The organism is Streptomyces sp. NPDC001348 (assembly GCF_053597535.1).
The window spans coordinates 1-21,405 of the sequence record NZ_JBSFIK010000063.1; the positions used below are offsets into that span (position 1 = coordinate 1).

At 73.4% G+C, this 21,405-nt stretch carries 22 protein-coding genes; 15 read left to right on the forward strand and 7 right to left on the reverse strand.

The annotated features are described in order from the left end of the window. The coding region (locus ACWC21_RS38950; RefSeq protein ID WP_450889208.1) for a universal stress protein at positions 1-184 on the reverse strand (184 nt) is incomplete at its 3' end. A 139-nt stretch (positions 185-323) separates the two neighbouring features. Between ACWC21_RS38950 and ACWC21_RS38955 the strand changes: the two genes are divergently transcribed. Both ACWC21_RS38955 and ACWC21_RS38960 read left to right on the forward strand, forming a co-directional pair. Then, entirely contained in the window at positions 324-1,199 is an 876-nt protein-coding gene (locus ACWC21_RS38955) for a universal stress protein (RefSeq protein WP_450889209.1), read from the forward strand. Further along, the gene (locus tag ACWC21_RS38960) at positions 1,192-2,727 is read left to right on the forward strand and encodes a bifunctional aminoglycoside phosphotransferase/ATP-binding protein (protein WP_450889211.1); all 1,536 of its coding nucleotides are present in this window, start codon (positions 1,192-1,194) and stop codon (positions 2,725-2,727) included. The genes ACWC21_RS38955 and ACWC21_RS38960 overlap by 8 nt, the downstream gene beginning before the upstream one ends. A 55-nt stretch (positions 2,728-2,782) precedes the next feature. On the opposite strand, the gene ACWC21_RS38965 is transcribed toward ACWC21_RS38960, so the two are convergent. Then, positions 2,783-3,853, reverse strand: coding sequence for a zinc-dependent alcohol dehydrogenase family protein (locus ACWC21_RS38965; RefSeq protein WP_450889213.1), 1,071 nt, complete (start codon positions 3,851-3,853; stop codon positions 2,783-2,785). Between the two features lie 363 nt (positions 3,854-4,216). Next, positions 4,217-5,065, reverse strand: a complete 849-nt coding sequence (locus ACWC21_RS38970) for a CBS domain-containing protein (RefSeq protein WP_450889214.1) — start codon at positions 5,063-5,065, stop codon at positions 4,217-4,219. 162 nt (positions 5,066-5,227) lie between these two features. Between ACWC21_RS38970 and ACWC21_RS38975 the strand changes: the two genes are divergently transcribed. Genes ACWC21_RS38975 through ACWC21_RS39015 form a run of 9 tightly spaced genes read left to right on the forward strand, consistent with a single transcriptional unit; the run spans position 5,228 to position 12,895 of the window. Beyond that, positions 5,228-5,665, forward strand: coding sequence for a hypothetical protein (locus ACWC21_RS38975; protein WP_450889216.1), 438 nt, complete (start codon positions 5,228-5,230; stop codon positions 5,663-5,665). Next, positions 5,662-6,591 (forward strand): hypothetical protein, encoded by a 930-nt coding sequence (locus ACWC21_RS38980; RefSeq protein ID WP_450889218.1) that lies wholly within the window; start codon positions 5,662-5,664, stop codon positions 6,589-6,591. Before ACWC21_RS38975 ends, ACWC21_RS38980 begins: the two co-directional genes overlap by 4 nt. Next, entirely contained in the window at positions 6,578-8,017 is a 1,440-nt protein-coding gene (locus ACWC21_RS38985; RefSeq protein WP_450889220.1) for a V-type ATPase 116kDa subunit family protein, read from the forward strand. Before ACWC21_RS38980 ends, ACWC21_RS38985 begins: the two co-directional genes overlap by 14 nt. After that, the gene (locus ACWC21_RS38990) at positions 8,002-8,415 is read left to right on the forward strand and encodes an ATP synthase subunit C (RefSeq protein WP_450889221.1); all 414 of its coding nucleotides are present in this window, start codon (positions 8,002-8,004) and stop codon (positions 8,413-8,415) included. The genes ACWC21_RS38985 and ACWC21_RS38990 overlap by 16 nt, the downstream gene beginning before the upstream one ends. A 2-nt stretch (positions 8,416-8,417) precedes the next feature. After that, positions 8,418-8,642 carry a V-type ATP synthase subunit F gene (locus ACWC21_RS38995; RefSeq protein WP_450889223.1) on the forward strand — a complete coding sequence of 75 codons (225 nt, stop codon included), beginning with the start codon at positions 8,418-8,420 and terminating at the stop codon, positions 8,640-8,642. Continuing rightward, the gene (locus ACWC21_RS39000) at positions 8,642-9,151 is read left to right on the forward strand and encodes a hypothetical protein (protein WP_450889225.1); all 510 of its coding nucleotides are present in this window, start codon (positions 8,642-8,644) and stop codon (positions 9,149-9,151) included. The genes ACWC21_RS38995 and ACWC21_RS39000 overlap by 1 nt, the downstream gene beginning before the upstream one ends. Beyond that, positions 9,148-10,887, forward strand: a complete 1,740-nt coding sequence (locus ACWC21_RS39005) for a V-type ATP synthase subunit A (RefSeq protein WP_450889227.1) — start codon at positions 9,148-9,150, stop codon at positions 10,885-10,887. The genes ACWC21_RS39000 and ACWC21_RS39005 overlap by 4 nt, the downstream gene beginning before the upstream one ends. Continuing rightward, positions 10,884-12,278, forward strand: coding sequence for a V-type ATP synthase subunit B (locus ACWC21_RS39010; RefSeq protein WP_450889229.1), 1,395 nt, complete (start codon positions 10,884-10,886; stop codon positions 12,276-12,278). The genes ACWC21_RS39005 and ACWC21_RS39010 overlap by 4 nt, the downstream gene beginning before the upstream one ends. Then, positions 12,275-12,895 carry a V-type ATP synthase subunit D gene (locus tag ACWC21_RS39015; protein WP_450889231.1) on the forward strand — a complete coding sequence of 207 codons (621 nt, stop codon included), beginning with the start codon at positions 12,275-12,277 and terminating at the stop codon, positions 12,893-12,895. Before ACWC21_RS39010 ends, ACWC21_RS39015 begins: the two co-directional genes overlap by 4 nt. An 87-nt stretch (positions 12,896-12,982) precedes the next feature. On the opposite strand, the gene ACWC21_RS39020 is transcribed toward ACWC21_RS39015, so the two are convergent. Then, positions 12,983-13,405, reverse strand: a complete 423-nt coding sequence (locus ACWC21_RS39020) for an Hsp20/alpha crystallin family protein (RefSeq protein WP_450889232.1) — start codon at positions 13,403-13,405, stop codon at positions 12,983-12,985. A 197-nt stretch (positions 13,406-13,602) separates the two neighbouring features. On the opposite strand from ACWC21_RS39020, the gene ACWC21_RS39025 reads away from it, so the two are divergent. From ACWC21_RS39025 to ACWC21_RS39035, 3 genes are all read left to right on the forward strand, one after another. Further along, positions 13,603-13,950, forward strand: coding sequence for a DUF1918 domain-containing protein (locus tag ACWC21_RS39025; protein ID WP_450889234.1), 348 nt, complete (start codon positions 13,603-13,605; stop codon positions 13,948-13,950). Continuing rightward, complete coding sequence (locus ACWC21_RS39030) at positions 13,934-14,815, forward strand: universal stress protein (protein ID WP_450889236.1); 882 nt, start codon at positions 13,934-13,936, stop codon at positions 14,813-14,815. Before ACWC21_RS39025 ends, ACWC21_RS39030 begins: the two co-directional genes overlap by 17 nt. Positions 14,816-14,917: 102 nt before the next feature. Next, complete coding sequence (locus ACWC21_RS39035) at positions 14,918-15,943, forward strand: 6-phosphofructokinase (protein WP_450889238.1); 1,026 nt, start codon at positions 14,918-14,920, stop codon at positions 15,941-15,943. Between the two features lie 64 nt (positions 15,944-16,007). Here the strand turns inward: ACWC21_RS39035 and ACWC21_RS39040 are convergent, their stop codons facing one another. After that, positions 16,008-17,297: a cellulase-like family protein gene (locus ACWC21_RS39040; protein WP_450889240.1), complete on the reverse strand. Its 1,290-nt coding sequence runs from the start codon at positions 17,295-17,297 to the stop codon at positions 16,008-16,010. Between the two features lie 157 nt (positions 17,298-17,454). Here ACWC21_RS39040 and ACWC21_RS39045 point away from each other — a divergent pair, with 157 nt between their 5' ends. Then, entirely contained in the window at positions 17,455-19,488 is a 2,034-nt protein-coding gene (locus ACWC21_RS39045) for a glycoside hydrolase family 2 protein (protein ID WP_450889242.1), read from the forward strand. Between the two features lie 76 nt (positions 19,489-19,564). Here ACWC21_RS39045 and ACWC21_RS39050 read toward each other — a convergent pair whose 3' ends face one another. After that, positions 19,565-20,494, reverse strand: a complete 930-nt coding sequence (locus tag ACWC21_RS39050) for a carbohydrate ABC transporter permease (protein WP_450889243.1) — start codon at positions 20,492-20,494, stop codon at positions 19,565-19,567. Continuing rightward, positions 20,491-21,396, reverse strand: a complete 906-nt coding sequence (locus ACWC21_RS39055; RefSeq protein WP_450889245.1) for a carbohydrate ABC transporter permease — start codon at positions 21,394-21,396, stop codon at positions 20,491-20,493. Before ACWC21_RS39055 ends, ACWC21_RS39050 begins: the two co-directional genes overlap by 4 nt. Positions 21,397-21,405: the final 9 nt, after the last annotated feature.

The following is a 21,405-nucleotide window of genomic DNA, read 5'->3' on the forward strand; positions in this document are numbered from 1 at the left end:
GTTGCCGCCATGTCCATGACCGGCGCAGCCGCAGCCCACGCGGAGCCCCCCACCCAAGCCTGGTCGCCGCCGCGTGCAGGAGGCGGAGCGGCACCTGGTGCAGGACGGCCTCGTCGGCGGCCCAGTCCACCGCCTCCAGGCTCGCCTCGGATCCGTCGAGACCGACCACCAGGGGAATCGTCACCGCCCCGGTCTCCTCTCGTGCCGGACTCGGCGCCCCCCCCCCACCGGCACAGGTCCACATGCGCCGCGGCGGGGTTTGGGGTACTCCTCGAGTGAGTCCACCGTCGTTTCCAGCTTCGTACGAGACGGAGGCCGCCGCCATGCAACCAGTCGTCACCGTCGGCCTCGACGGCTCACCCGAGAGTCTCGCCGCTGCCCGCTGGGCCGCCGCCGAGGCCGAGAAGCGGGGGCTCACCCTGCGGCTGCTGCACGCGTGGCCGCTGCTGGCGCCCGAACCGGTTCACGTACCCGCGGAAGTCGATCAGAACTACTGGGCGAAGCGCCTGGTCCGCACCGCGCGAGCCGAGCTTCAGGCCCGCCACCCGGGCCTGTCGGTGGTCGAGGACCTGGTCGCCGACGACGCCCGGGACGCCCTGCTCCGCGCGGCGGCGGAGTCCGACATGACCGTCCTCGGTTCGCGCGGGCTGGAGCCCGTGTCGAGCTACTTCCTGGGGGACGTCAGCATGCCCGTGGTGGCTCGGGCCGAGCGGCCGGTGGTACTCGTCCGGGCCGAAACCCCCGGGGGAAGGCCCCCGGACTCCGTCGGCCGGGTGGTCGTGGCCCTGAAGATGCACGGATCTCCCGACTCTTCCGACGCCCTTCTCGACTTCGCCTTCCACACCGCCGCGGCCGGGGGAACTCCCCTCCTCGTCGTCCACGGTCGGAGCGTGCCGCTCCACGCGCGGGTGCCCTGGGGTGTGGACCAGGAGGTCACCGCGGAGACGACGCGGGAGGCGGAGCATCGGCTGAGCAACACGCTCCGTGCCTGGCGGGAGAAGTACCCCCGGGTGGAGGTGGCCGACAGCGTGCGTCTCGAGAACCCCGCGAAGGCCGTCGTACAGGCCGCCGAGGGCGCCGCGCTGCTGGTCGTCGGCCGACGCCGGCACCGTCCTGGTCCGGGGCCGCACCTGGGCCCCGTGGCTCAGGCCGCCATCCATCACGGGCTCTGCCCCGTCGCGGTCGTCCCCCATGACTGAGCCTGCCCCGCCCGGGAAAGGGCGTGAGGGCCGGCCGCCGCCGCGGGCAGCGGTGTACGAGACCCACACCGCCGTCCTGTTCTTCGTCGGCGACCGCGTCCACAAGGTCAAGAAGCCGGTGGACCTGGGATTCCTGGACTACTCCACGGTGGCTGCTCGCCGGGTCGCGTGTGAACGCGAAGTCGCCCTCAACCGCCGTTTCGCCCCCGACGTGTACCTGGGCCTGGGCGAGTTCCGCGGCCCGGACGGGGAAGAAACCGAACCCCTGGTGGTGATGCGCCGGATGCCCGCCGACCGCCGCCTCTCCCAGCTGGTACGGGAAGGGGAAGCCGTCGACGACGTCCTCCGGGCCGTCGCCCGGCAGCTCGCCTCCTGGCACGCGGACGCGCCCCGCGGCCGCGAGGTGGCGGAGCAGGGCACGCGGGACGCGCTGTCGTCGCGATGGGAGGCGAGCTTCGCGCAGGTCCGGGAGCTCGCCGCGGACGGCGTCCTGCCCGACGGGGTCGCGGAGGTCGAGCGGCTGGTACGCCGTTATCTCGCCGGCCGCAGGCGGCTGTTCGACGCCCGTATCGAGCAGGGCCGGGTGGTGGACGGCCACGGCGACCTGCTCGCCGAGGACGTCTTCTGCCTCGACGACGGCCCCCGCGTCCTGGACTGCCTGGAATTCGACGACCACCTCCGCTACGTCGACGGGCTCGACGACGCCGCCTTCCTCGCCATGGACCTGGAACAGCTCGGCGCCCCGGACGCCGCGGCGTACTTCCTCGCCCGGTACGGCGAGTACTCCGGCGACCCCGCGCCCCCTTCGCTGTGGCACCACTACGTCGCCTACCGCGCGTTCGTCCGCGCCAAGGTCTCGCTGATCCAGGCACACCAGGGAACACCGGGCGCGGACACGGCGTCACGACGGCTGGTCTCGGCGGCGCTGCGTCACCTGCGCACCTCGGCCGTCACCCTGACCCTCGTCGGCGGGCTGCCGGGCAGCGGGAAGTCCACCCTCTCCGGAGCGCTGGCCGACCGGCTGGGGGTCACCCTGCTCAGCAGCGACCGCCTCCGCAAGGAGCTGGCGGGCATCCCCGCGGAACGGTCCGCGGCGGCCGGCTACGGCGAGGGCCTGTACACGCCCGAGTGGACCGCCAGGACCTACGCCGCCCTGCTCGAGCGGGCCGCCGCCCTGCTGTCCTGCGGCGAGTCCGTCGTCCTGGACGCCACCTGGTCGAGCGCGGAGCAGCGTGAAGCGGCACTGCGCGTGGCCGAGCGCACCAGCTCCGACCTGCTGGCCCTGCACTGCCATGTTCCGGGCGACGTGTCGGCGGCCCGTCTGAACACGCGCGCCCCCGGAGCGTCCGACGCCGGCCTCGCCATCGCCACCGCCATGGCGGCCACCGAACCGCCGTGGCCCGAGGCCGTCGCGGTCGACACCAGCGGCCCGCTGGAGTCCACGGTCACCCGGGCGCTGGCAGCGGTACGCCCGTGGGGCACCGGCCAGGCTCCGGTCTACCGCCGCCCGCGCGTGGAGCCGGACTGAGGTCTCGGCGTACGACGACGCCTTCACCGCCCCGGCGGGAGCGGCCGAATGGCCGTCAGGCCGCGGGGACGGCCACTTCGGCGTGGGGCGCGCCGCCGAGGACCACCTTGAGCGCGCCGGTCGCGGCGGCCCCGGAGAAGACGTCGTACGCCTCTTCCATGTGGTCCAGCGGGAACGTGTGGGTGACAAGCCGCCCGGTCGGCAGCCGTCCCGCGGTCGCCATCCGCAGCAGCGTGGGGGTGGAGTACGTGTCCACCAGTCCCGTCGTGATGGTGACGTTCTTGATCCACAGGTCCTCGAGGTGCAGCGTGGCGGGCCTGCCGTGCACGCCGATGTTGGCCACGTGCCCGCCCGGGCGGACCATGCGGGTGCACAGTTCGAAGCTCTCCGGTACACCGACCGCCTCGATGACCACGTCCGCTCCGAGCCCGTCGGTCAGATCGGCGACCAGCTGGCCCGGGGCCTCGTGCACATCGGCCACCGCGTCGGCGCCGAGCTGCCGGGCGGCCTCCAGCCGGGCCGGGGCCAGGTCGACGGCGATGATCCGCTCCGGCGTGAACAGCCGGGCCGTGGTGATCGCAGCCAGGCCGATGGGACCGGCGCCGACGACCACGACGGTGTCTCCGGGACGTACCCGCCCGTTGAGGACGCCCACCTCGTAGGAGGTCGGGAAGATGTCCGCGAGCAGGACGGCGTCCTCGTCGCGGACCGTGCCCGGCAGCGGGTGGACGGACAGGTCGGCGTAGGGGACGCGGACGTACTCGGCCTGGGTGCCGTCGATCAGGTGGCCGAGGACCCAGCCCCCGCCGCCGCGGCACTGGCCGTAGCTGCGCTCCCGGCAGAAACCGCACCGGCCGCAGGAGCTGATGCAGGAGATGAGCACCCGGTCCCCGGGGCGTACGGTGCGCACGTCGCTGCCGACCTCGACGATCTCACCGACGGCCTCGTGGCCGAGCACCGTTCCGGGGCGTACCTCGGGGACGTCGCCCTTGAGGATGTGCAGATCGGTGCCGCAGATGGTGACGGCGCCGACCTTCACGATCGCGTCGGTGGGCTCCTTGACGGCCGGGTCCGGGACGTCCTCCCAGGAGCCGTGTCCTGGGCCGTGGAAGACGAAGCCTTTCATCGCGCTCCTCACCCTCTTCGATCTGCCGCGGGGCCGGTTCCGGTGCGGACGACGAAGGTCGCCGGCCGGGTTCCGGCACGATGCCGGAAGTGCCCCGTACCTCCAGCTTGTGCTCTGTTCGAGGACGGTGCTTGGGCCGTCCGGCCCCTGCGGACGGCCGGACGGCGCCCAGCGGGATGCCGTCGGCGGACTCGCGCGGAATCGCGCTGTCCTCCGGTCGGCGCGCGCGTCGTCGCGGAGCGAGGGTCACGCGGTTGCCGGTGGCCGACGAGGCCGGTGCGCCGCAGGGCGTCGCCGGCCGCGCCGATCCGCGCGGGGGCCGGGCGAGCCGTGGGCGGTACCGGCCGTCCGGGGGGGGAGCGGTCATGCGTCGGTCAGCAGGTTCTTCACCTCGACGACATCGGCGATGCTCTCGACCTCCGCGACCAGCCGGGCCGTCGTCGCCGGGGACGTCCGCCCGGTCAGTTCCACGACGCCGTCGTACACGGCCACCTCCACGCCGTCCCGCTCCCCCGGCGGGCAGCAGGCTTCGAGCCTGGCCTCGACCTCCGCCCGTATCCCGGCGTCGTCCCTGATGAGCGCCTGCAGCAGGGCTTCCCGTCGTACCACGCCGACCAGCCGGCCCTCGCGGTCGGTGACCGGGATCCGCTTCAACCGGGACAACGCGGCGAGCCAGGCGGCCTCGGCGACGGTCGCGCCGGGCAGCACCGTGATGGCCGGGCTGGTCATCAGGTCGGCGGCCGTCTCTCCGCGGGCCTTGCCGTGCAGCCGCCGCTCGCGCAGCCTGCCGATAGGTCCGGGCCGGTGGCCGGAGGCCTCGAAGGCGACCTTCGCCAGCAGGTCGTTCTCCGAGACCACACCGACCACGTGGTCCTCGGCGTCCACGACCGGGACGGCGCCGACCTGCTCACGGGCCAGCAGACGGGCGATGTCCCGGTACGGCAGGTCGTCGCGGAGGGAGGCGGCGGGTACGTCCATCACGTCCCGCACCAGCGGCAGCCCGGGTTCGTTCCGGGGCGCCGGCCACGGTGTCCCGCCCGCCGAGGCCGCCGGAGCCCACTGGGTGCCGGCGTGTGCGGCCGCGGCCGTGGCCACGGCACCCAGGTAGCGGACCAGCGTTTCCTGCCGCTCCGTCTCGCCGGGGCTCCAGGGCCGGGCGGGCAGGTCCCGCCGGGCCTCGGCCTTCGTGGAGAAGTTCTCGTGCTCGTTCACAGCGGCCTCCGGACTCGAGTGCCTACCGTCCAGTCTTCCGCTGTCCCTGGCCACGCCCAAGTGCCGAACGGCCCTGGTACGACGGCGTCCCGGCGCTATCCGGTGCGGGGCGGGAGAGGAACGGGGAAACTGAAGGAGCAGCCGACCGGCAGGAGGCCGCCGATGAGCCTGCGGGACTTCCTGGAGCGGTTCCGTCCGGCCGGAACGCCGGGAGCCTCCGCCACCGGCGTGCCAGCCGACCGTACGGCGGAACGCGCGACGGAGCTGGAACCCGCTCTCGCCCTGCTGTCGGACGTCCAGCAGGAGGCGGCACGTGTCCGGGCCGCCGCCGACGAGACGGCCGAGGCGCTCCGGCGGAACGCCGAGCGAGAAGCGGCACGTCTCCTCGCCGCCGCCCGGGAGCAAGCCCCGGAGGTCCGCCGGCAGGCCGCAGAACCCCTGCTGCGGGAGGCGCGGCGGGAGGCCGAGGCGCTTCGCGCCGCCGGAGACCGCGCGGCCTCGGCGGTCCGTGAGCGGGCCGGGGAGCGCCTGCCGGACCTGGTGGACCTCACGGTGGCCGACGCCCTCCGCCTGCCGGACGGACCGGGGGAAGCACCATGACCGCCGGCTGGGTCGCGGGAGCGGTACGGGCGAAGGCCCTCGTCGGCCGGTACCCCGGCGCCGGCGGAGCACGGGAGGCAGCGGCGGGCCCGACGCTCGAAGACGCCCTGCGGCGCCTGACCGCGACCCCGTACTCGAGGTACACCCGGACGGTGACCGGCCTGCCCGAGGCCCAGCGGGCGGTGTCCGCCACCCTGCTGTGGCATCTGCGGGTGCTGGCCGGCTGGCTGCCCCGCGGCGGTGCGCGGCTGCTCGTTCCGCTCGCCGCGGGCTTCGAGATCGCCAACGTGGCCTCCCGGCTGTCCGCACCGGACGGTGCGCGCACGGGCGTGCCGGAGCCGTACCGGCTCGGGGCGCTGGAGACGGCCTGGCGGAGGCTTGAGCGTGCGGGGACGTCCGCGGAGCTGCGCGCGGCCCTGGCCGCCTCGCCCTGGGGTGATCCGGGCGGTGACGCTCCGTGGGCCGTGATCACCGGCATGCGGATGGCCGCCGCACGGCGCACCGCCGTGGCCGTACCGTCCGCGCGCCGCTGGGCGCTGGGGCGTGCCGTGCTGCTGACGGCCCGGGAGTCTTTCGTGCACGGACGCGCTCTGCCGGAGGCCGTGCGGCGGGATGCGGCACGGCTGCTCGGCACCCGGGCGGTGGCCGCCGCCTCGTACGGGGAGTTCCGCGAGCACCTGCCCTCGGCGGCCCGCTGGGTCCTGGCGGACGTCGAGGAGCCGGGTGAGCTGTGGCGGGCGGAGGCCCGCTGGTGGCGGGCGGTGTGGGCCGACGGCGGGGTGCTGCTGCGCGACGCCCGGTACGGCCCCCGCGTGGTCGTGGGCGCGGTCGCGGTGCTGTCCGTGGACGCGTGGCGGGTGCGGGCGGCGCTGGAGTCGGCGGCGCGCGGCGGGCGGCCCGGGGAGGTGTTCGATGCCCTGGCCTGAGGCGGTGACACCGGTCCGGATGCGCCGCGTCGCGGTGATCGTGCCGCAGCCGGCACTGCGGGACGCGCTGGTGCGGATCGCCGAGGCGGGCTGTGTGGAGCTCGACCGCGCCGAGGAGGCCGCTCCGGGCTCGGCGGCCGTGCGGCTGCAGCGGCTCCAGGGACATGGTGAGGCGGCGCGGTCGGGTGCCGGCGCGGCGGTTCTGTCCGTCGCCGCCCCCGACCTGGACGTTCTCGAACAGCGGCACGATGTCGGGCTGCTGGCGGGCGAGGCCCAGTTGCAGGAGCGCGCGGAAGGCGCCGTACGGCGGGGTGAGGTGGCGGCGCTGGCCGGGTGGTGCCCGGCCGGGGAGGTTGCCCGCGTCGCGGACCGGCTGGCCGCGGCGGGCGGCGCGCTGCTGCCGCTGCCGTTCCCGCCCGGCACGGATCCGCCGACGCTGCTGCGGCCGGGCAGGTCCGTCTCCTTCTCACCGCTGGTGACGACGTACGGCACACCGGCCTACGCGGACCTCGACCCTTCATGGCCGGCGGGGCTCGCCTACGTCGTGATGTTCGGGATGATGTTCGGTGACGTGGGGCACGGGGCGCTGCTGCTGCTCGCAGCGCTGGTGCTGCGTGCCGGGCGGCCCCGCCGGCTGGCCCGGCTGCGGCGGCTGTGGCCGTTCCTGGCGGGCGCGGGAGTCGCCTCCGTACTCGCGGGCGCCGCGTACGGCGAGTTCTTCGGTCCCACCGGGCTGCTGCCGGCGCTGTGGCTGAGCCCGCTGGACAGTCCGGCCCGGCTGCTGGCCGCCGCCGTGGCCTTCGGTGCGGGCCTGCTGGCGGTCGCGCATGCCGCCGGTGCGGTCAACCGCGTGCGTGAGGACGGCTGGGCCACGGGTCTGTACGCGGCTTCCGGGTGCGCCGGACTGCTGTTCTACCTGGGGCTGGCGGCGGCCGCGGCGGGCCTGCTGCTGCACCGGCCGCCCGCGGCCGTCGTGGGGGGCGCGCTTGCCGTGGCCGGGCTGGCGCTGGTGGCACTCGGCCTGTTCCGGGCCACGGCGGGCGGCAGGGCGGGCCTCGCCGAGACGGTGGTGCGGCTGTTCGACGTCGTGGTGCGCACGGGCACCAACACCCTGTCGTTCGCCCGGCTCGCGGCCTTCGGTCTCACCCACGCCGCGCTCGCCGACCTGGTGTGGCGCGGCACCACGGGCCTTGCCGGGCGCGGTGGCGCCTCGGTCGCGGGCGCGGTGCTGCTGTTCGCCGTGGGCACGGCCGTCTCCTTCCTCCTGGAGGCGCTGGTGGCCGGTGTGCAGGCGCTGCGGCTGGAGTTCTACGAGCTGTTCTCCCGGATCTTCGAGACGGAGGGCCGCCCGTTCCGTCCCTGGCATGTTCCCCCGGCGGAATCCGCCGACCGCGCTGCGAAGGTGGTCCCATGCTCACCTGGCTGATCGTCCTGCCGGTGCTGGCCGCGGTGCTCGGCGCCGTCCGGCTGCTGCGGCGGCGCCGGACCAGACACGCCCTCCGCTGGCTCCTGGTCACGAATCTGGCCCTGCTGGCCGGTGCCGGGTTCGCTCTGGTCACGGCGCTGGCGGGCCCCGCGCAGGCGTCGGCCGGCACAGCGGCCGCCGGCGGGGTCAACGGGGCCGCTCTGATCGGGGCGGCCATCGCGGTGGCCGGCGCCTCGATCGGGGCCGCGATCGCCGTGGCCTACACGGGGGCCGCGGCGCTCGCCGCGCTGAGCGAGCGACCGGAGATGTTCGGCCGGGCCATGGTGATCGTCGGTCTGGCGGAGGGGATCGCCGTGTACGGGCTGGTGGTCGCGATCCTGCTGATCGGAAAGGCCTGACGATGGGCACCGTGGCCGCCATCGGCGCGCGGACCGGCGTGTGCGGGCTGGCTCTGGCCGGGGTCGAGGTCCTCGTCGCGGAGGATCCGGACGCCGTACGCCGGGCCTGGCGGACGCTCCCGGGCACGGTCGGCCTGGTGATCCTCACGGCCGAGGCTGCCGAAGCACTGGGGGCCGCGGCGACGGCGCCGGATCCGTCGCGGCCGCTGACGGTGGTGATGCCCTGATGGCACCGTCCGTGGACGCGCTGGGCCCGGTGCGCGCCGAGGTGCTGCGGGCGGCACGGGCCTCGGCCGACAGCGTTCTGGAGCGCGCGCGGGCGGAGGCGGACGAGACCCTGCGGGCGGCGCGCTCCACGGCGCAGGCGGTGCTCGGGCGGGCCCGGGACCTCGGGGAGGCGGACGGTGCCGCGCAGGCGGACCGGGAGCGGGTGCGGGCGGTGCAGGACGCCTGGGCGGTGGAACTCGCGGCGCGCGCCGAGGTGTACGCCGAACTCCGTGCCCGGGTCCGCGCGGGCGTCCGCCGGGCGCTGGCCGAGGGCGCCGTTCCGCGGGCGCGGCTGGCGCGGGCGGCGCGGGGCCTGCTGGGTCCGCGGGCCCGGGTGACGGCCGCCGCGGGAGGCGGAGTGACGGCCGAGGTGACCGGCCGCCGGGTCGATCTGTCGGCGGACGCGCTGGCCGACCGTGCCGTGGAGCGGCTGGGTGTGCGGGCCGAGGTCCTGTGGGGTCCGCGGTGACCGTCCCCGGCGGGACCGACGACGCGGCACGCTCGAGGGTCCTGCGTGTCGCGGGTCCCCTCGTCGAGGTCACCTGCCCCGCCACGGTCGCCATGCACGACCTGGTGGCGCTGGGCACCGCCGGGCTGCCGGGCGAGGTGGTGGCCATCCACGGCGGCACCGCCACCGTCCAGGCGTACGAGTACACCGGCGGACTGGCCCCCGGCCACCCGGTGCGGGCGCAGGGCCGTCCGCTGTCGGTGCGGCTGGGCCCGGAGCTGCTCGGCGGTGTGTTCGACGGCCTGTTGCGTCCCCTGACCGGTGCCGGCGACGTTCTGCCGACAGGCGGGGCGGGTGGCGGCCCCGGCCGGCGCACCTGGCCCTTCACGCCACGGGTGGCCGAGGGGGCGCGGGTCGCCGCCGGGGAGGTGCTCGGTGACATCGGGGCCACCGTGCCCTTGCGGCTCCTCGTGCCTCCGCACCGCTCGGGCGAGGCGACACAGGTCGCGACGGCGGGCGAGCACACCGCGGACAGCGTGCTCGCCGTCGTGGACGGGCACGGGGTGCGCATGGCGCAGACCTGGCCGGTCCGCAGGCCGCGACCGGTTGCGCGGCGGCTGCCGGCGGACCTGCCGCTGCACACCGGGCAGCGGGCCGTCGACCTGCTCTTCCCGGTCGGCCGCGGCAGCACCGTCGCCGTACCGGGCGGCTTCGGCACCGGCAAGACCATGCTGCTGCAGCAGATCGCCAAGTGGTGCGACGCCGACGTGATCGTGTACGTCGGCTGCGGCGAGCGCGGCAACGAGATGGCGGACGTCATCGAGGAACTGGCGGAGCTGACCGATCCGCGTACCGGGGGCCGGCTGGCCGAGCGGACCGTGACGATCGCGAACACGTCCAACATGCCGATGATGGCCCGGGAGGCGAGTGTGCACACGGGCGCGACGGTCGCCGAGTACTTCCGCGACATGGGCCTGGACGTCGTCCTGATCGCCGACTCGACCTCCCGCTGGGCGGAGGCCCTGCGCGAGTTCGCCTCACGCATGGGCGAGCTCCCCGCGGAGGAGGGCTATCCGGCCGGGCTCGCCTCGGAGCTGGCGGCGTTCTACGAGCGGGCCGCCGCGGTGCGCACCCTCGGCGGCGCGACGGGCTCCGTCACGGTGATCGGCGCGGTGTCCCCACCGGGTGGCGACCGCACCGAGCCGGTCACCGCGCACACCGAACGGTTCGTACGGTGCCTGTGGAGCCTGGACCGCGATCTCGCCTACGCCCGGCACTACCCGGCCGTGTCCTGGGCGGACTCCTTCTCCCGCGACGCCGCCGCGCTGGCAGCCGCACACGCGCGGGCGGGCGATCCCGAGTGGGCGGAGCGGCGCGGACATGTGGCGCGGCTGCTGGCCGCGGCGGACCGGCTCGCCGACCTGGTCGAACTGGTCGGGGTCACGGCCCTGCCACCCCGGGAACGGATCAGTGTGCTCGCGGGACGGCTGCTGCGTGAGGCCCTGATCCAGCAGAACGCGCTGTCGCCGGCGGACGCCTACAGTGCCCCGGAGAAGACGGCGGCCCTGGTGGAGGCCGTGCTGACGGTGATCGACCGCTGTCTGGGACTGGTCGACTCCGGTGTCCCGGCGGACGCCGTCGAGGCGGTCGACTTCACCCCGCTGTTGCGGGCGCGCGAGACAGCGGGGCCGGCCGAGACCGCTGCGGTGGCGGCGGCTCGTGACACCGTGCTGGCCCGGCTCGAGGAGGCGGCGTGAACGGCCTCGCGGACATCGAGTACACGGGCGTGCGGGAACTGCGCGGGCCTCTCATGGTGGTGGAGGGCGTGAGCGGGGTGGGGTGGGACGAGTTCGCCACGATCGCCCTGGACTCCGGTGAGCGACGGCACGGGCTGGTCCTGGAGGTGGACCGCGACCTCGCGGTGGTGCAGGTGCTGGAGGACACCACCGGCATGAACCGCACCGGCACCCGCGTGGCCTTCTCCGGCACACCGCTGCGGATCCCGGTCGGCACCGGTTGGCTGGGCAGGGTGTGCGACGGGCGGGGCGAACCGGCCGACGGCGGGCCGCCGGTGCTGGGCGGTGGCTACGCGGCGGTCGGCGGCGCGCCGCTCAATCCGGTGCGCCGGGAACCGCCGAACGATCCGGTGCTCACCGGCGTGGGCGCGGTGGACGTGCTGACCACGCTGGTGCGGGGCCAGAAGCTGCCGGTGTTCTCGTCCGCCGGGCTGCCGCACCTGGAGCTGGCGGTGCAGATCGCGGCGCAGGCGAGGTGCGGCGGCGAGCCGTTCGCCGTCGTGTTCGCCGGCATGGGGCTCACCCACGCCGACACGGCGTTCGTCCGTGACGGGCTGGCGGCGCGCTCGGCCGCACGGGAGCTGGTCCTGTTCCTCAACACCGCCGACGACCCGGTGATCGAACGGCTGCTGACCCCTCGGCTCGCTCTGACGGTGGCCGAGCACCTGGCGTTCGTGGAGGGCCGCCACGTCCTGGTGGTGATGACGGACATGACGGCCTACTCCGAGGCACTGCGCGAGGTGTCCGCCGCGCGCGGCGAGATCCCGGCCCGCCGGGCCTACCCCGGTTACCTCTACAGCGACCTCGCCTCCCTCTACGAGCGCTGCGGCCGGATCCGGGGCCGGCCGGGGTCGGTGACCGTGCTCCCGGTACTCACCATGCCGGCGGGCGACATCACCCACCCCGTTCCCGACCTCACCGGCTACATCACGGAGGGCCAGATCGTGCTGTCGGCCGAAGCGCACGCGGCCGGCACGTACCCGCCCGTCGATCCGCTGGCCTCGCTGTCGCGTCTGATGCGCAAGGGAACCGGGGCGGGGCGGACCCGCCCGGACCATCCGCCGGTCGCGGCGCAGTTGATCGCCGCGCTGGCCCGGTCCCGGGAGGTGCGGGAGCTCGCCGACCTGATCGGACGGCAGGCGCTCAGCCCGACCGACCTGCGCCACCTCGACCTGGAGGACGCCTTCCGGCACCGGTTCCTCGCCCAGGGCAGGGACGAGAACCGGCCGCTGGACGAGTCGATGGACCGGGCCTGGGAGGTTCTGCTGACCCTGCCGCGCAGCCAGCTCGGCATGGTCCCGGCCGACCTGCTGGACGCCCACGTCCCTCCGCGTCAGGAGGCGCCGTCATGAGCACCCGCGGGCGCCGAGTGCCGGTCGGGCGGGCCGGCCGGCTGAGGCTGCGCCGCAGCCTCGCCACGGCGCTGCGCGGAGCGGACCTGCTGGAGCGCAAACTGCGGCTCCTGCTGGACCGGGAGCACGCGGCGCGACGGGCGGCTCAGGACGCGGGCCGGGTGTGGCGGGAGCGGTCGGCCGAGGCCGGCACCTGGCTGGTGCGCGGGGTGCTCCTGGGCGGCGAACGGGCACTGGCCGAGGCGGTGCCCGCCGGCCGGGCGTGTGTCGAGGTCCAGTGGGAGTCGCTCATGGGCGTACGCCATCCCGCGACGGTGGCCTGGACCGCCCCCGCCCGCTCCCCGGCGGAACCGACTCCGTCCAACACCGCCCTGGCGCACGCCGAGACGGCCTACCGTGCCGCGGCCCGCGCCGCCGCGGAGCACGCCGTTCACCGGGCGGCGGCCGAACTGCTCGCCGCCGAAGCGGCACGGACCCGGCAGCGGGTCCGCGCCCTGCGCCGGCACTGGATCCCCCGGCTGCGGCGCGAACTGGCGGCGGTCGAGCTGACGCTGGAGGAGGCCGAACACGAGGAGGCGGTGCGACGCCGGTGGGCCGCGTCCCGGGGCACCCGGTGAGCGCCGCTCGCCGAGGCCGCCCGGACCGCCCGGCAGGTCATGTCGACGGCGGGCCCGTCGGGGCCCGCCGAAAGGCATCGGGTGCGCTCAGTCCCCGTGCCGTATCTCGACGTGCTTGGCCTCCGACTTCTCGGCGCCCAGGCCCACACTGACGGTGAGCATGCCGTTGGTGTAGTCGGCCGTGACGTCGTCCTCCTTGGCGCCGGGCGGCAGCGTCACGCTGCGGCTCATCGCGCCGTACCGGATCTCGCTGTGGTCCTTCGTGACGTCCTTCTCGGAGCGTTCGGCCTGCACGGTCAGCACCCCGTCGCCGATGAGGACGTCGATGTCCTCGGGGGACATGCCCGGAAGCTCGGCCCGCATCACATAGCGGCCCTCCTCCGTGTAGTCCTCGATACGGACCGTGTACAGGTCCCTCATCGCGGGCATCCCGAACCGGGCCGGAAGCCCTTCGAACCAGTCCGGAACGTCCGGGAACGGGAACCTCTGCCTGCGTGACAGCGTGGCCATCGCGGCACCTCCTCGCTGTGAACAGCTCCCACTCGTCATCCTGGAAGTCCCTTTCATTCTGTTCGCTCGGGCGGCGAGGCAGGGTGGGTCCAGTGGGCCGGTCCCAGGGACCAACGGTCCCTGGAGGAACGGACACCCGATGGCATTCCATGGGATGTGAGTTTCTGCCGCTGCGTCGCAGGGAGGAGGCGAGGACGATGACCGCCCCCGCGCCCACGGAGAAGAACGACCGGGCCGCGCCGAGCACCCGTACGGAGGCGACCGGCGCCTCCATGCGTGCCCGCTGCGGTGACGAGATCGTCGTACGCGGCACCACGGCCGGGGTCGTCGCACGGGACGGCGAGGTCGTCGGGTTGCACCACCAGGACGGCAGCCCGCCCTACGACGTGCGCTGGGCCGACAACGGACGGGTGACGCTGTACTTCCCCGGACCGGACGCCTTCGTCAGGCACCTGGCGTCCGCGACGTCCCGTGCCCGCCCGGCCGCCGGCACACCGTCGGCCGCGGAGCCGGAAGCCGGAGGCGGTCATGTCGCAGCCGGGTGACCGCCGGCCGATCGTGGTGGGCGTCGCTCCCGACCCCACCCGGCGGATGGCACTGGCCTGGGCCGCCGACGAGGCCGCCCGCCGCAGGCTGCCGTTGCGTCCGGTCCACGCCGAGGGCGTGCCGACCAGGGGCCACCGGAGGCCGGAGGTACCGCCGTCCTGGGAGGAGTGGAACGAAGCGCTGCACAAGGCCGGGCGGCAGGTGCTCGAAGAGGCCGCGGCCTTCGTCACCAGCCGGCACCCGCGACTCGAAGTGGACGCCCTGCTCACGGAGGGCGACCCGGTGTGGGTGCTGCGCGAACAGAGCCGTGACGCCGCAGCCGTCGTACTGGGGTCGCAGCACCTGAGCCGGGCCCAGGAGGTGTTCGGGACGCACTCGGTCGCCCTGCCGCTCATGGCTCACGCGCACTGCCCCGTGGTGGTCGTTCCGGAGGCCGAGCACATCACCCAGGAACCCGCCCACTTCGTCGTCGGCGTCGACGGCAGCGAGCACTCCGCGGCCGCGGTCGACGTGGCGTTCGAGGAGGCGGCGCTGCGCGGCGCTCAGTTGCGGGCCCTGATCGTCTGGCAGCCAGGGCCTGTGCGGATCTTCGACGAGTACGGGCCGCAACAGGAGTTCCGCCGTCTGCTCTCCGAGACCGTGGCCGGTCGCCGTGCCCGCTACCCGGAGGTGGATCTGCACCACGAACTGGTCGTGGGACATCCGGTGCAGGCGCTCACCGAGGCCTCCGCGCACGCGCTGGGCCTGGTGGTGGGGACCCGGGGCCACGGCGGATTCACCGGCATGCTGCTGGGCTCGGTCAGCCAGGGCGTGCTGCAGCACGCCCGCTGCCCCGTCTTCGTCGTTCCGTCGGCAGCCGGGTGACCCCGAGGGCTGGAGTGGTCACCGCCGGTCTGCGGGAGGACGCTGGAGAGAGATCGCCGAAGGGGCGTGCCCCGTGGCGTGACCGGCGCGAGGGAGGAAGCCATGAGGGTCGGAGTGCTGACCGGCGGCGGCGACTGTCCCGGTCTCAACGCGGTGATCCGCAGCGTCGTCCGCAAGGGCGTCCAGGAGTACGCCTTCGACTTCGTCGGGTTCCGGGACGGCTGGCGCGGCGCGCTCCGCGGCAGCGTCGTCCCGCTGGACGTCTCCAGTGTGCGGGGCATTCTCCCGCGCGGCGGAACCATCCTCGGCTCCTCCCGCACCAACCCCTTCGCGCACGAGGACGGCCCGCGCCGGGTGCGGGACACCCTCGCCGCGCACGGTGTGGACGCGCTCGTCGTGATCGGCGGCGAGGACACGCTCGGTGTGGCCGCCGAACTGAACCGGCAGGGGGTCGATCTGGTCGGCGTGCCGAAGACCATCGACAACGACGTGTCCGGCACCGACTACACCTTCGGGTTCAACACGGCCGTGGGCATCGCGACCGAGGCGATAGACCGGCTGCACACCACGGCCGAGTCGCACATGCGCACCCTCGTGCTGGAGGTGATGGGGCGGCACTCGGGATGGATCGCCCTGCAGGCGGGCGTCGCCGGCGGCGCCAACGCGATCCTCATCCCTGAACGGCCGTTCGACGTCGATCAGGTGTGTGCGTGGGTGCAGAGCAGGTTCAAGATCAATTACGCGCCGATCGTCGTGGTGGCCGAAGGGGCCGTCCCCAAGGACGGAGACATGGTCCTGAGCGACCGGACCGTGGACGAGTTCGGTCATGTGCGTCTGTCCGGTGTCGGCGAGTGGCTGGCGCGCGAGATCTCGCACCGCACGGGCACGGACGCCCGCACCACGGTCCTCGGTCACGTCCAGCGCGGCGGCACCCCCAGCCCCTTCGACCGGTGGCTGGCCACGCGCTTCGGGCTGCACGCCATCGACGCCGTCCGGGACGGCGACTTCGGCAAGATGGTGGCACTGAACGGTACCCGTATCGTCCGCGTGCCCCTGGCCGATGCCACGGGGCGGACCAAGAAGGTCGAACTGTCGCTCTACGACGAGTTCGAGGTGTTCTTCGGCTGACCGCGTGCCTGCCGCGCGGGCGGCCCGCCGTGCCCTCGCGCACGGCGGGCCGCCCGTACGGGGTTCAGCCGACGGTGATCCGTGCGTTGAGCCGGCGCATCCAGTCGCGGTCGGTGTGCCACATGGGGTGGTGGGGTGCCGCGTTGGAGGTCAGGACGACGCCGTGAAAGCCCGCCGCCAGGCAGCGGTCGACGACGAACTCCGCGAGGTCCTTGCCGACGGCGTCCTCCTCGAAACGCGCCAGGAGAGGGGTGTAGCCCACGACACCTTCACCGAGGACCGCGGGGATGCCACGCCGCCGGGCGAACTCGGCGACGGAGTCGACCCACGACGCCAGGGTCTGCCGCATGGCCCGGCGGTGCGCCGGATAGTTCTCGTAGAGCCACAGGTCCCAGCGGTCGGGATCGACCCAGTCGTGCGCGTAGAACAGTTCGCGCGGTATGCCCGTGGCGGCCAGCCGCCAGGGCTCGTCCGGGTGGTAGTCGGCGAAGGCGGGCGCGTCGGGGCGCAGCATGGCGGCCAGTTCGGGCGTCGGCCAGGTGGCCGTCTCGGGCGCCGCTTCGGTGCCGTGTCCGAGGCCCACCGCCTCGTACAGCGCGCCGAGCACGCCGTAGACGTAGAAGTGGAAGTGGGCGATCTGCGCCTGCTCCGGCAGGTCGTCGAGTTCGTCGGGCCAGGGCTCGCCCAGCGAGTAGGTCACGGGGATGGCGGGGTGACGCGCCTGCAACAGCTTCACCGCGCGTTCGAGGGGCCCGCGCAGTCGGGCGTAGTGGGCCGTCGTGCCGTCGGCCGGCACCAGGGAGCAGTTGTCGACCTCGTTGTGGACTTCGACGTAGGCGACGGGACCGGCCAGCCCGCGCTCGGTGAGGAAGTCCAGCAGTTCGGCGAGCGCTTCGGCCACTGCTTCGGCGCGGTCCGGGCCGGGGACGGCGGCCAGGGCGCGGTGCCAGGTGTCGGTGTCGGCGAAGCAGGGGGACTGCTGGTACTCCCAGGAGGACACGATCACCTGGCAGTCATGGCGGGCGGCGGCTTCGAACAGCTCGACGAGCCGCCGTCGGCCGTCCAGCGGATAGCCGCCGCGCACGTCGTACCAGCGGGTGCGCTGCCCGAAGTCCTCGCCCAGGCCGCGGACCTGCAGCGACTCCGGCTCGTGGACGCGTCCCGAGAAGAGCAGGAAGGGCATGGCGCAGATACGCACGGTGTTGAAGCCCCGGTCCACCGCCTCGGCGAAGGCGCGGTCGAGGTCGGCGAACGGTTCACCGGGACCTGCCTGTGTGTACCAGCTGAAGTCCCACAGCGTGATGGCGCGCCGGCCCGTGGTCTCGCCGGTGGAGGCTTGCTGCTGTGCGGTCATGAGGTCACCTGTCGTTCGTGTGCGGAAGGGTGCCGTCGGCGGCTCGACGGCACCACGCCAGCTCAATTCATTATTTATGAATAATCCTTGACGAGGGTGGCGGGGTTGTCCAGGCTGTGGGGCGAACGAATCTCGCGTGATCGAGGAGCCGCCTGCCATGACAGATTCCATCCATCCATCCCGGCGCACCGTCGTCACGGCGCTCGCCGCGGCCGGCGTGGTCGCCCTGCCCGCCTGGCCGGAGACGGCGCGAGCGGCGGACGGCGTGAACGGCCCGGTGCTCGAGAGCCACCCGGACACCGAGCCGTCCGGCACCCATGTACGCGATGTCGGCGGCACCAACGTCGTCTTCCAGTACGGCGCTGTGCTCCCCGCCTTCGACGGCTGGCGCACCCGGGAGCCCACCCGCGACTACCTGTCCCTGGACAAGCGGTGGCGTTTCCGCTTCGACCCCGCCGGCCAGGGACTCGACGAGGGCTGGCAGTCCCCGCACCACGATGACCGGGGCTGGGGTTTCATCGACGTACCGGCGACCTGGGATCTGCTGAACACGCCCGGCTTCGGCTCCGAGACCGCCTCCTTCGGCAAGGGCACGGCGTTCGCCGACGGGTACGCCTGGTACCGCACCACGGTCGACGTACCGGCCTCCTGGCGCGCCCGGCACGTACGCATCGCCTTCCTGGCCGCCGGGTACAGTGCCGAGGTCTGGGTCGACGGCACGCACGTCGGCAAGCACGAAGGCGCCAACTCGCCCTTCGCGCTTCCGGTGACGGGGGCGCTGCGACCGGGCGCGCGGCAGACGATCGCCGTCCGGGTCTTCCGCCGGGCGAGCTACACCGACTACACGGCCTCGACTCCGCAGCCGGTCACCGACGACCACGAACTGCCGTACAAGCCCGTCGACTACTGGCCCTACGCGGGGCTGACCCGGTCGGCCTGGATCGAGGCGGTCCCGCAGGTCACCGTCGCCAAACTGCTCGTGACCGCCGCGGACGGGCGGCTCGAGGCACGCGCGGCCCTTGAGAACCACGGTTCTTCCGACTTCGACGGCCGGCTCACCCTGGACCCCGGCCGGGGAAGCGGCGGCCGGCCCACGGGGGCCGCGGTCAGGATCGCGGCCCGATCGGCCGGCGTCGTACGGGTCGTGATCCGCATACCCGGCGCCCCGCGGTGGAGCCCGGCCTCGCCGCACACGCTCACCGCCCGTGCCACGCTGACCGCCGGCAGGTCAGCGGGCCCGCGGGTGGACACGCTGTCCACCGTGTACGGCGTACGGGAACTGGACGTAGCGGAAGCGCAGTTGCGGCTGAACGGCAAACCCGTCTTCCTCAAGGGCCTCAACTGGCACGAGGAGACGGCCGCGCACGGCAGGGCGATGACACCGGCCGAGTACGACCGGGAACTGGGCCACATCACGGCCCTGGGCGCCAACTTCGTCCGCAACTGCGTCTACAACCGCCACCCCTACGTCTACGACTGGGCGAACGCGCACGGCGTCCTGGTGATGGACGACATCGACACGATGTGGCTCAACACCGCCCAGGAGAAGCTCCAGACCGAGCGTTACGGCCTCACCCGCGCCCTGGCCCTCACCATGGCGTGGAACCAGCACAACCACCCCTCGGTCATCCTCTGGGGCCTGCAGAACGAGTCGGAGATCGACGCGGACGGCGCTCCCGTCTACCGGGCCTGGCTCGCCGATCTCAAGGCGGCCGTGAAGTCGGTCGACCTCACCGGCCGCCCGGTGACCTGGGCGTCCAACACCAGCAACGACCCCGCCTTCGACATCGCCGACGTGATCGGGTTCAACGAGTACTTCGGCTACTTCTACGGCAAGGACGCGGACCTCGGCCCCACGCTGGACGCGGTGCACGCGAAGTATCCCGACAAGCCCATTCTGATCACCGAGAACGGCACCTGGGCCGTGGCCGGCACCCACGGCCCCGGCACCACGCAGGGCACGGAGGAGTGGCAGGCGGCGAGCTTCACCGCCCACTGGGCGCAGGTGACCGCGCGCAGCGCGTTCGTCGCCGGGTTCACCTACTGGGTGCTCAAGGACTACAAGGAGCGGGCCGGGTACAACCAGTCCTACAACGGCATTTCCGTCATGGGCCTGCTCACCTTCGCCGAGGAGCGGCCCAAGCTCGCCTACGACGCGTTCCGCAAGGCGGTGCGTCCCAGGGGCAGGTGACCTGCCAGGGCGCGGGAGGAGGGGAGGGGCGGTCCGCCCCTCCCCTCCTCCCGCGGCTGCCGCGACCGCGGCGGCGTCAGCCCTTGACGCTGCCCTCGGTCAGACCGCTGCGCCAGAAGCGCTGCAGGGCGACCATGGCGATCATCAGAGGGATGACGGAGACGAAGGCGCCTCCGACGGTCAGCTGATAGAGCTGCGGTTGGCGGTCGGCGAAGGACTGCCACGACGTCAGACCGAGGGTGATCGGGTACAGCTTGGAGTCGGACAGCATGACCAGCGGCAGGAAGTAGTTGTTCCAGATGCCGACGAACTGGAAAAGGAAGATCGTCACCAGGGCGGGGGTCATGATGCGCAGAACGACGACCGTGAAGATGCGGATCTCTCCCGCGCCGTCGATGCGGGCGGCCTCCAGCACCTCGTCCGGTATGGATGCCGCGGCGTAGATCCGGCACAGGTACACGCCGAAGGGACTGACGAAGCTCGGCAGCAGTACGGCCGAGTAGGTGTTGGCCAGGCCTGCCTTGCTGAACAGCAGGTACATGGGCAGTGCCAGAGCCGTGGCGGGGATCAGGACGCCGCCCAGCACGATGTTGAAGATCGTGTCGCGGCCGGTGAAGGAGAACTTGGCGAGCGCGTAGCCGGACATCGCGGCCAGAAGCGTCGCCACGGCCGCGCCGACACCCGCGTACAGCAGGCTGTTGGCGGCCCAGCGCAGGTAGATCCCATGGTCGTAGGTGACCACCTGGTGCAGGTTGCTCAGGAACTGGGGATGGGAGAACCACAGGCCGAAGCTGCCGAACAGGTCGCCGGTGGACTTGGTGGACGCCACGACCAGCCAGTACACCGGGAGCAGGAAGTACGCGGCGGCCGCCATGAGCATGCCGGTGACCAGGATCCGACTGCGCGTGGTGACCCCGGTGATGCCGCTGCCCGGCGTCGTGTCGTCGTCGGAGGCCGGCGTCTCGCCGCTCGGCGGGAGCGTACGGGCCGGTGTCTGGAGACTCATGCGTCCCCACCCCTCTTGTTGATCAGCCGCAGGAAACCGAAGGAGAGCACGAACGCGGCGAGGGCGAGCAGCACTGCCTCGGCAGCGGCGAGGTGGTAGTTGTCGTTGGTGAACGCCTCGTTGTAGGCGCTGAGGTTGGGGGTGTAGGCGGTGTCGATGCTCGATGACACAGGCCGGAGTACCAGCGGTTCGGCGAACAGTTGCAGCGTGCCGATGATGGTGAAGACCGTGGTGAGGATCAGCGCCGGGCGCAGCAGCGGCAGTTTGACATGCCGGACCGTCACCCACGCACTGGCGCCGTCGATGCGGGCTGCCTCGTACAGCTCCGCGGGGATGGTCCGCAACTGGGCGACGAGAACCAGAACGTTGTAGCCGGCGAACTCCCACGTGACGATGTTCGCGATGGACCACAGAACCGTGTTCCCGCCCAGCAGGTCGACCGATATCCCCAGGTGGCGCATGCCGTCCACGAGAGGGCTGACTCCCGGGACGTACAGGAAGCCCCACAGGATGGACGCGATGACCCCCGGGACGCCGTAGGGCAGGAAGAAGGCGGCGCGGAAGAACCGCACGCCTCTGGCCGAGGCGGTGTCCAGCAGCAGCGCGAGCCCGGCGGACAACACGACCATCACCGGCACCTGGACGACCGCGAACAGCAGCACGCGACCGATGCTGTGCAGAAAGGCGTGATCGGACAGCGCGTCGGAGTAGTTGCGCAGTGCCACGAAGACGGTGCGGGTGCCGCCGAGCCCCAGGGCTCCGGTGTGCTCGTCATCCATGACGCTCTGGTGGACGGCGTAGCCGATGGGGACGGCGAAGGTCAGCAGGAACAGCAGGAGGAACGGCGCGACGAAGGCGAAGGGCGCCGGATTTCTGCGGCGGCGGGGCGCTCGGGTGGGCATCAGGGTACT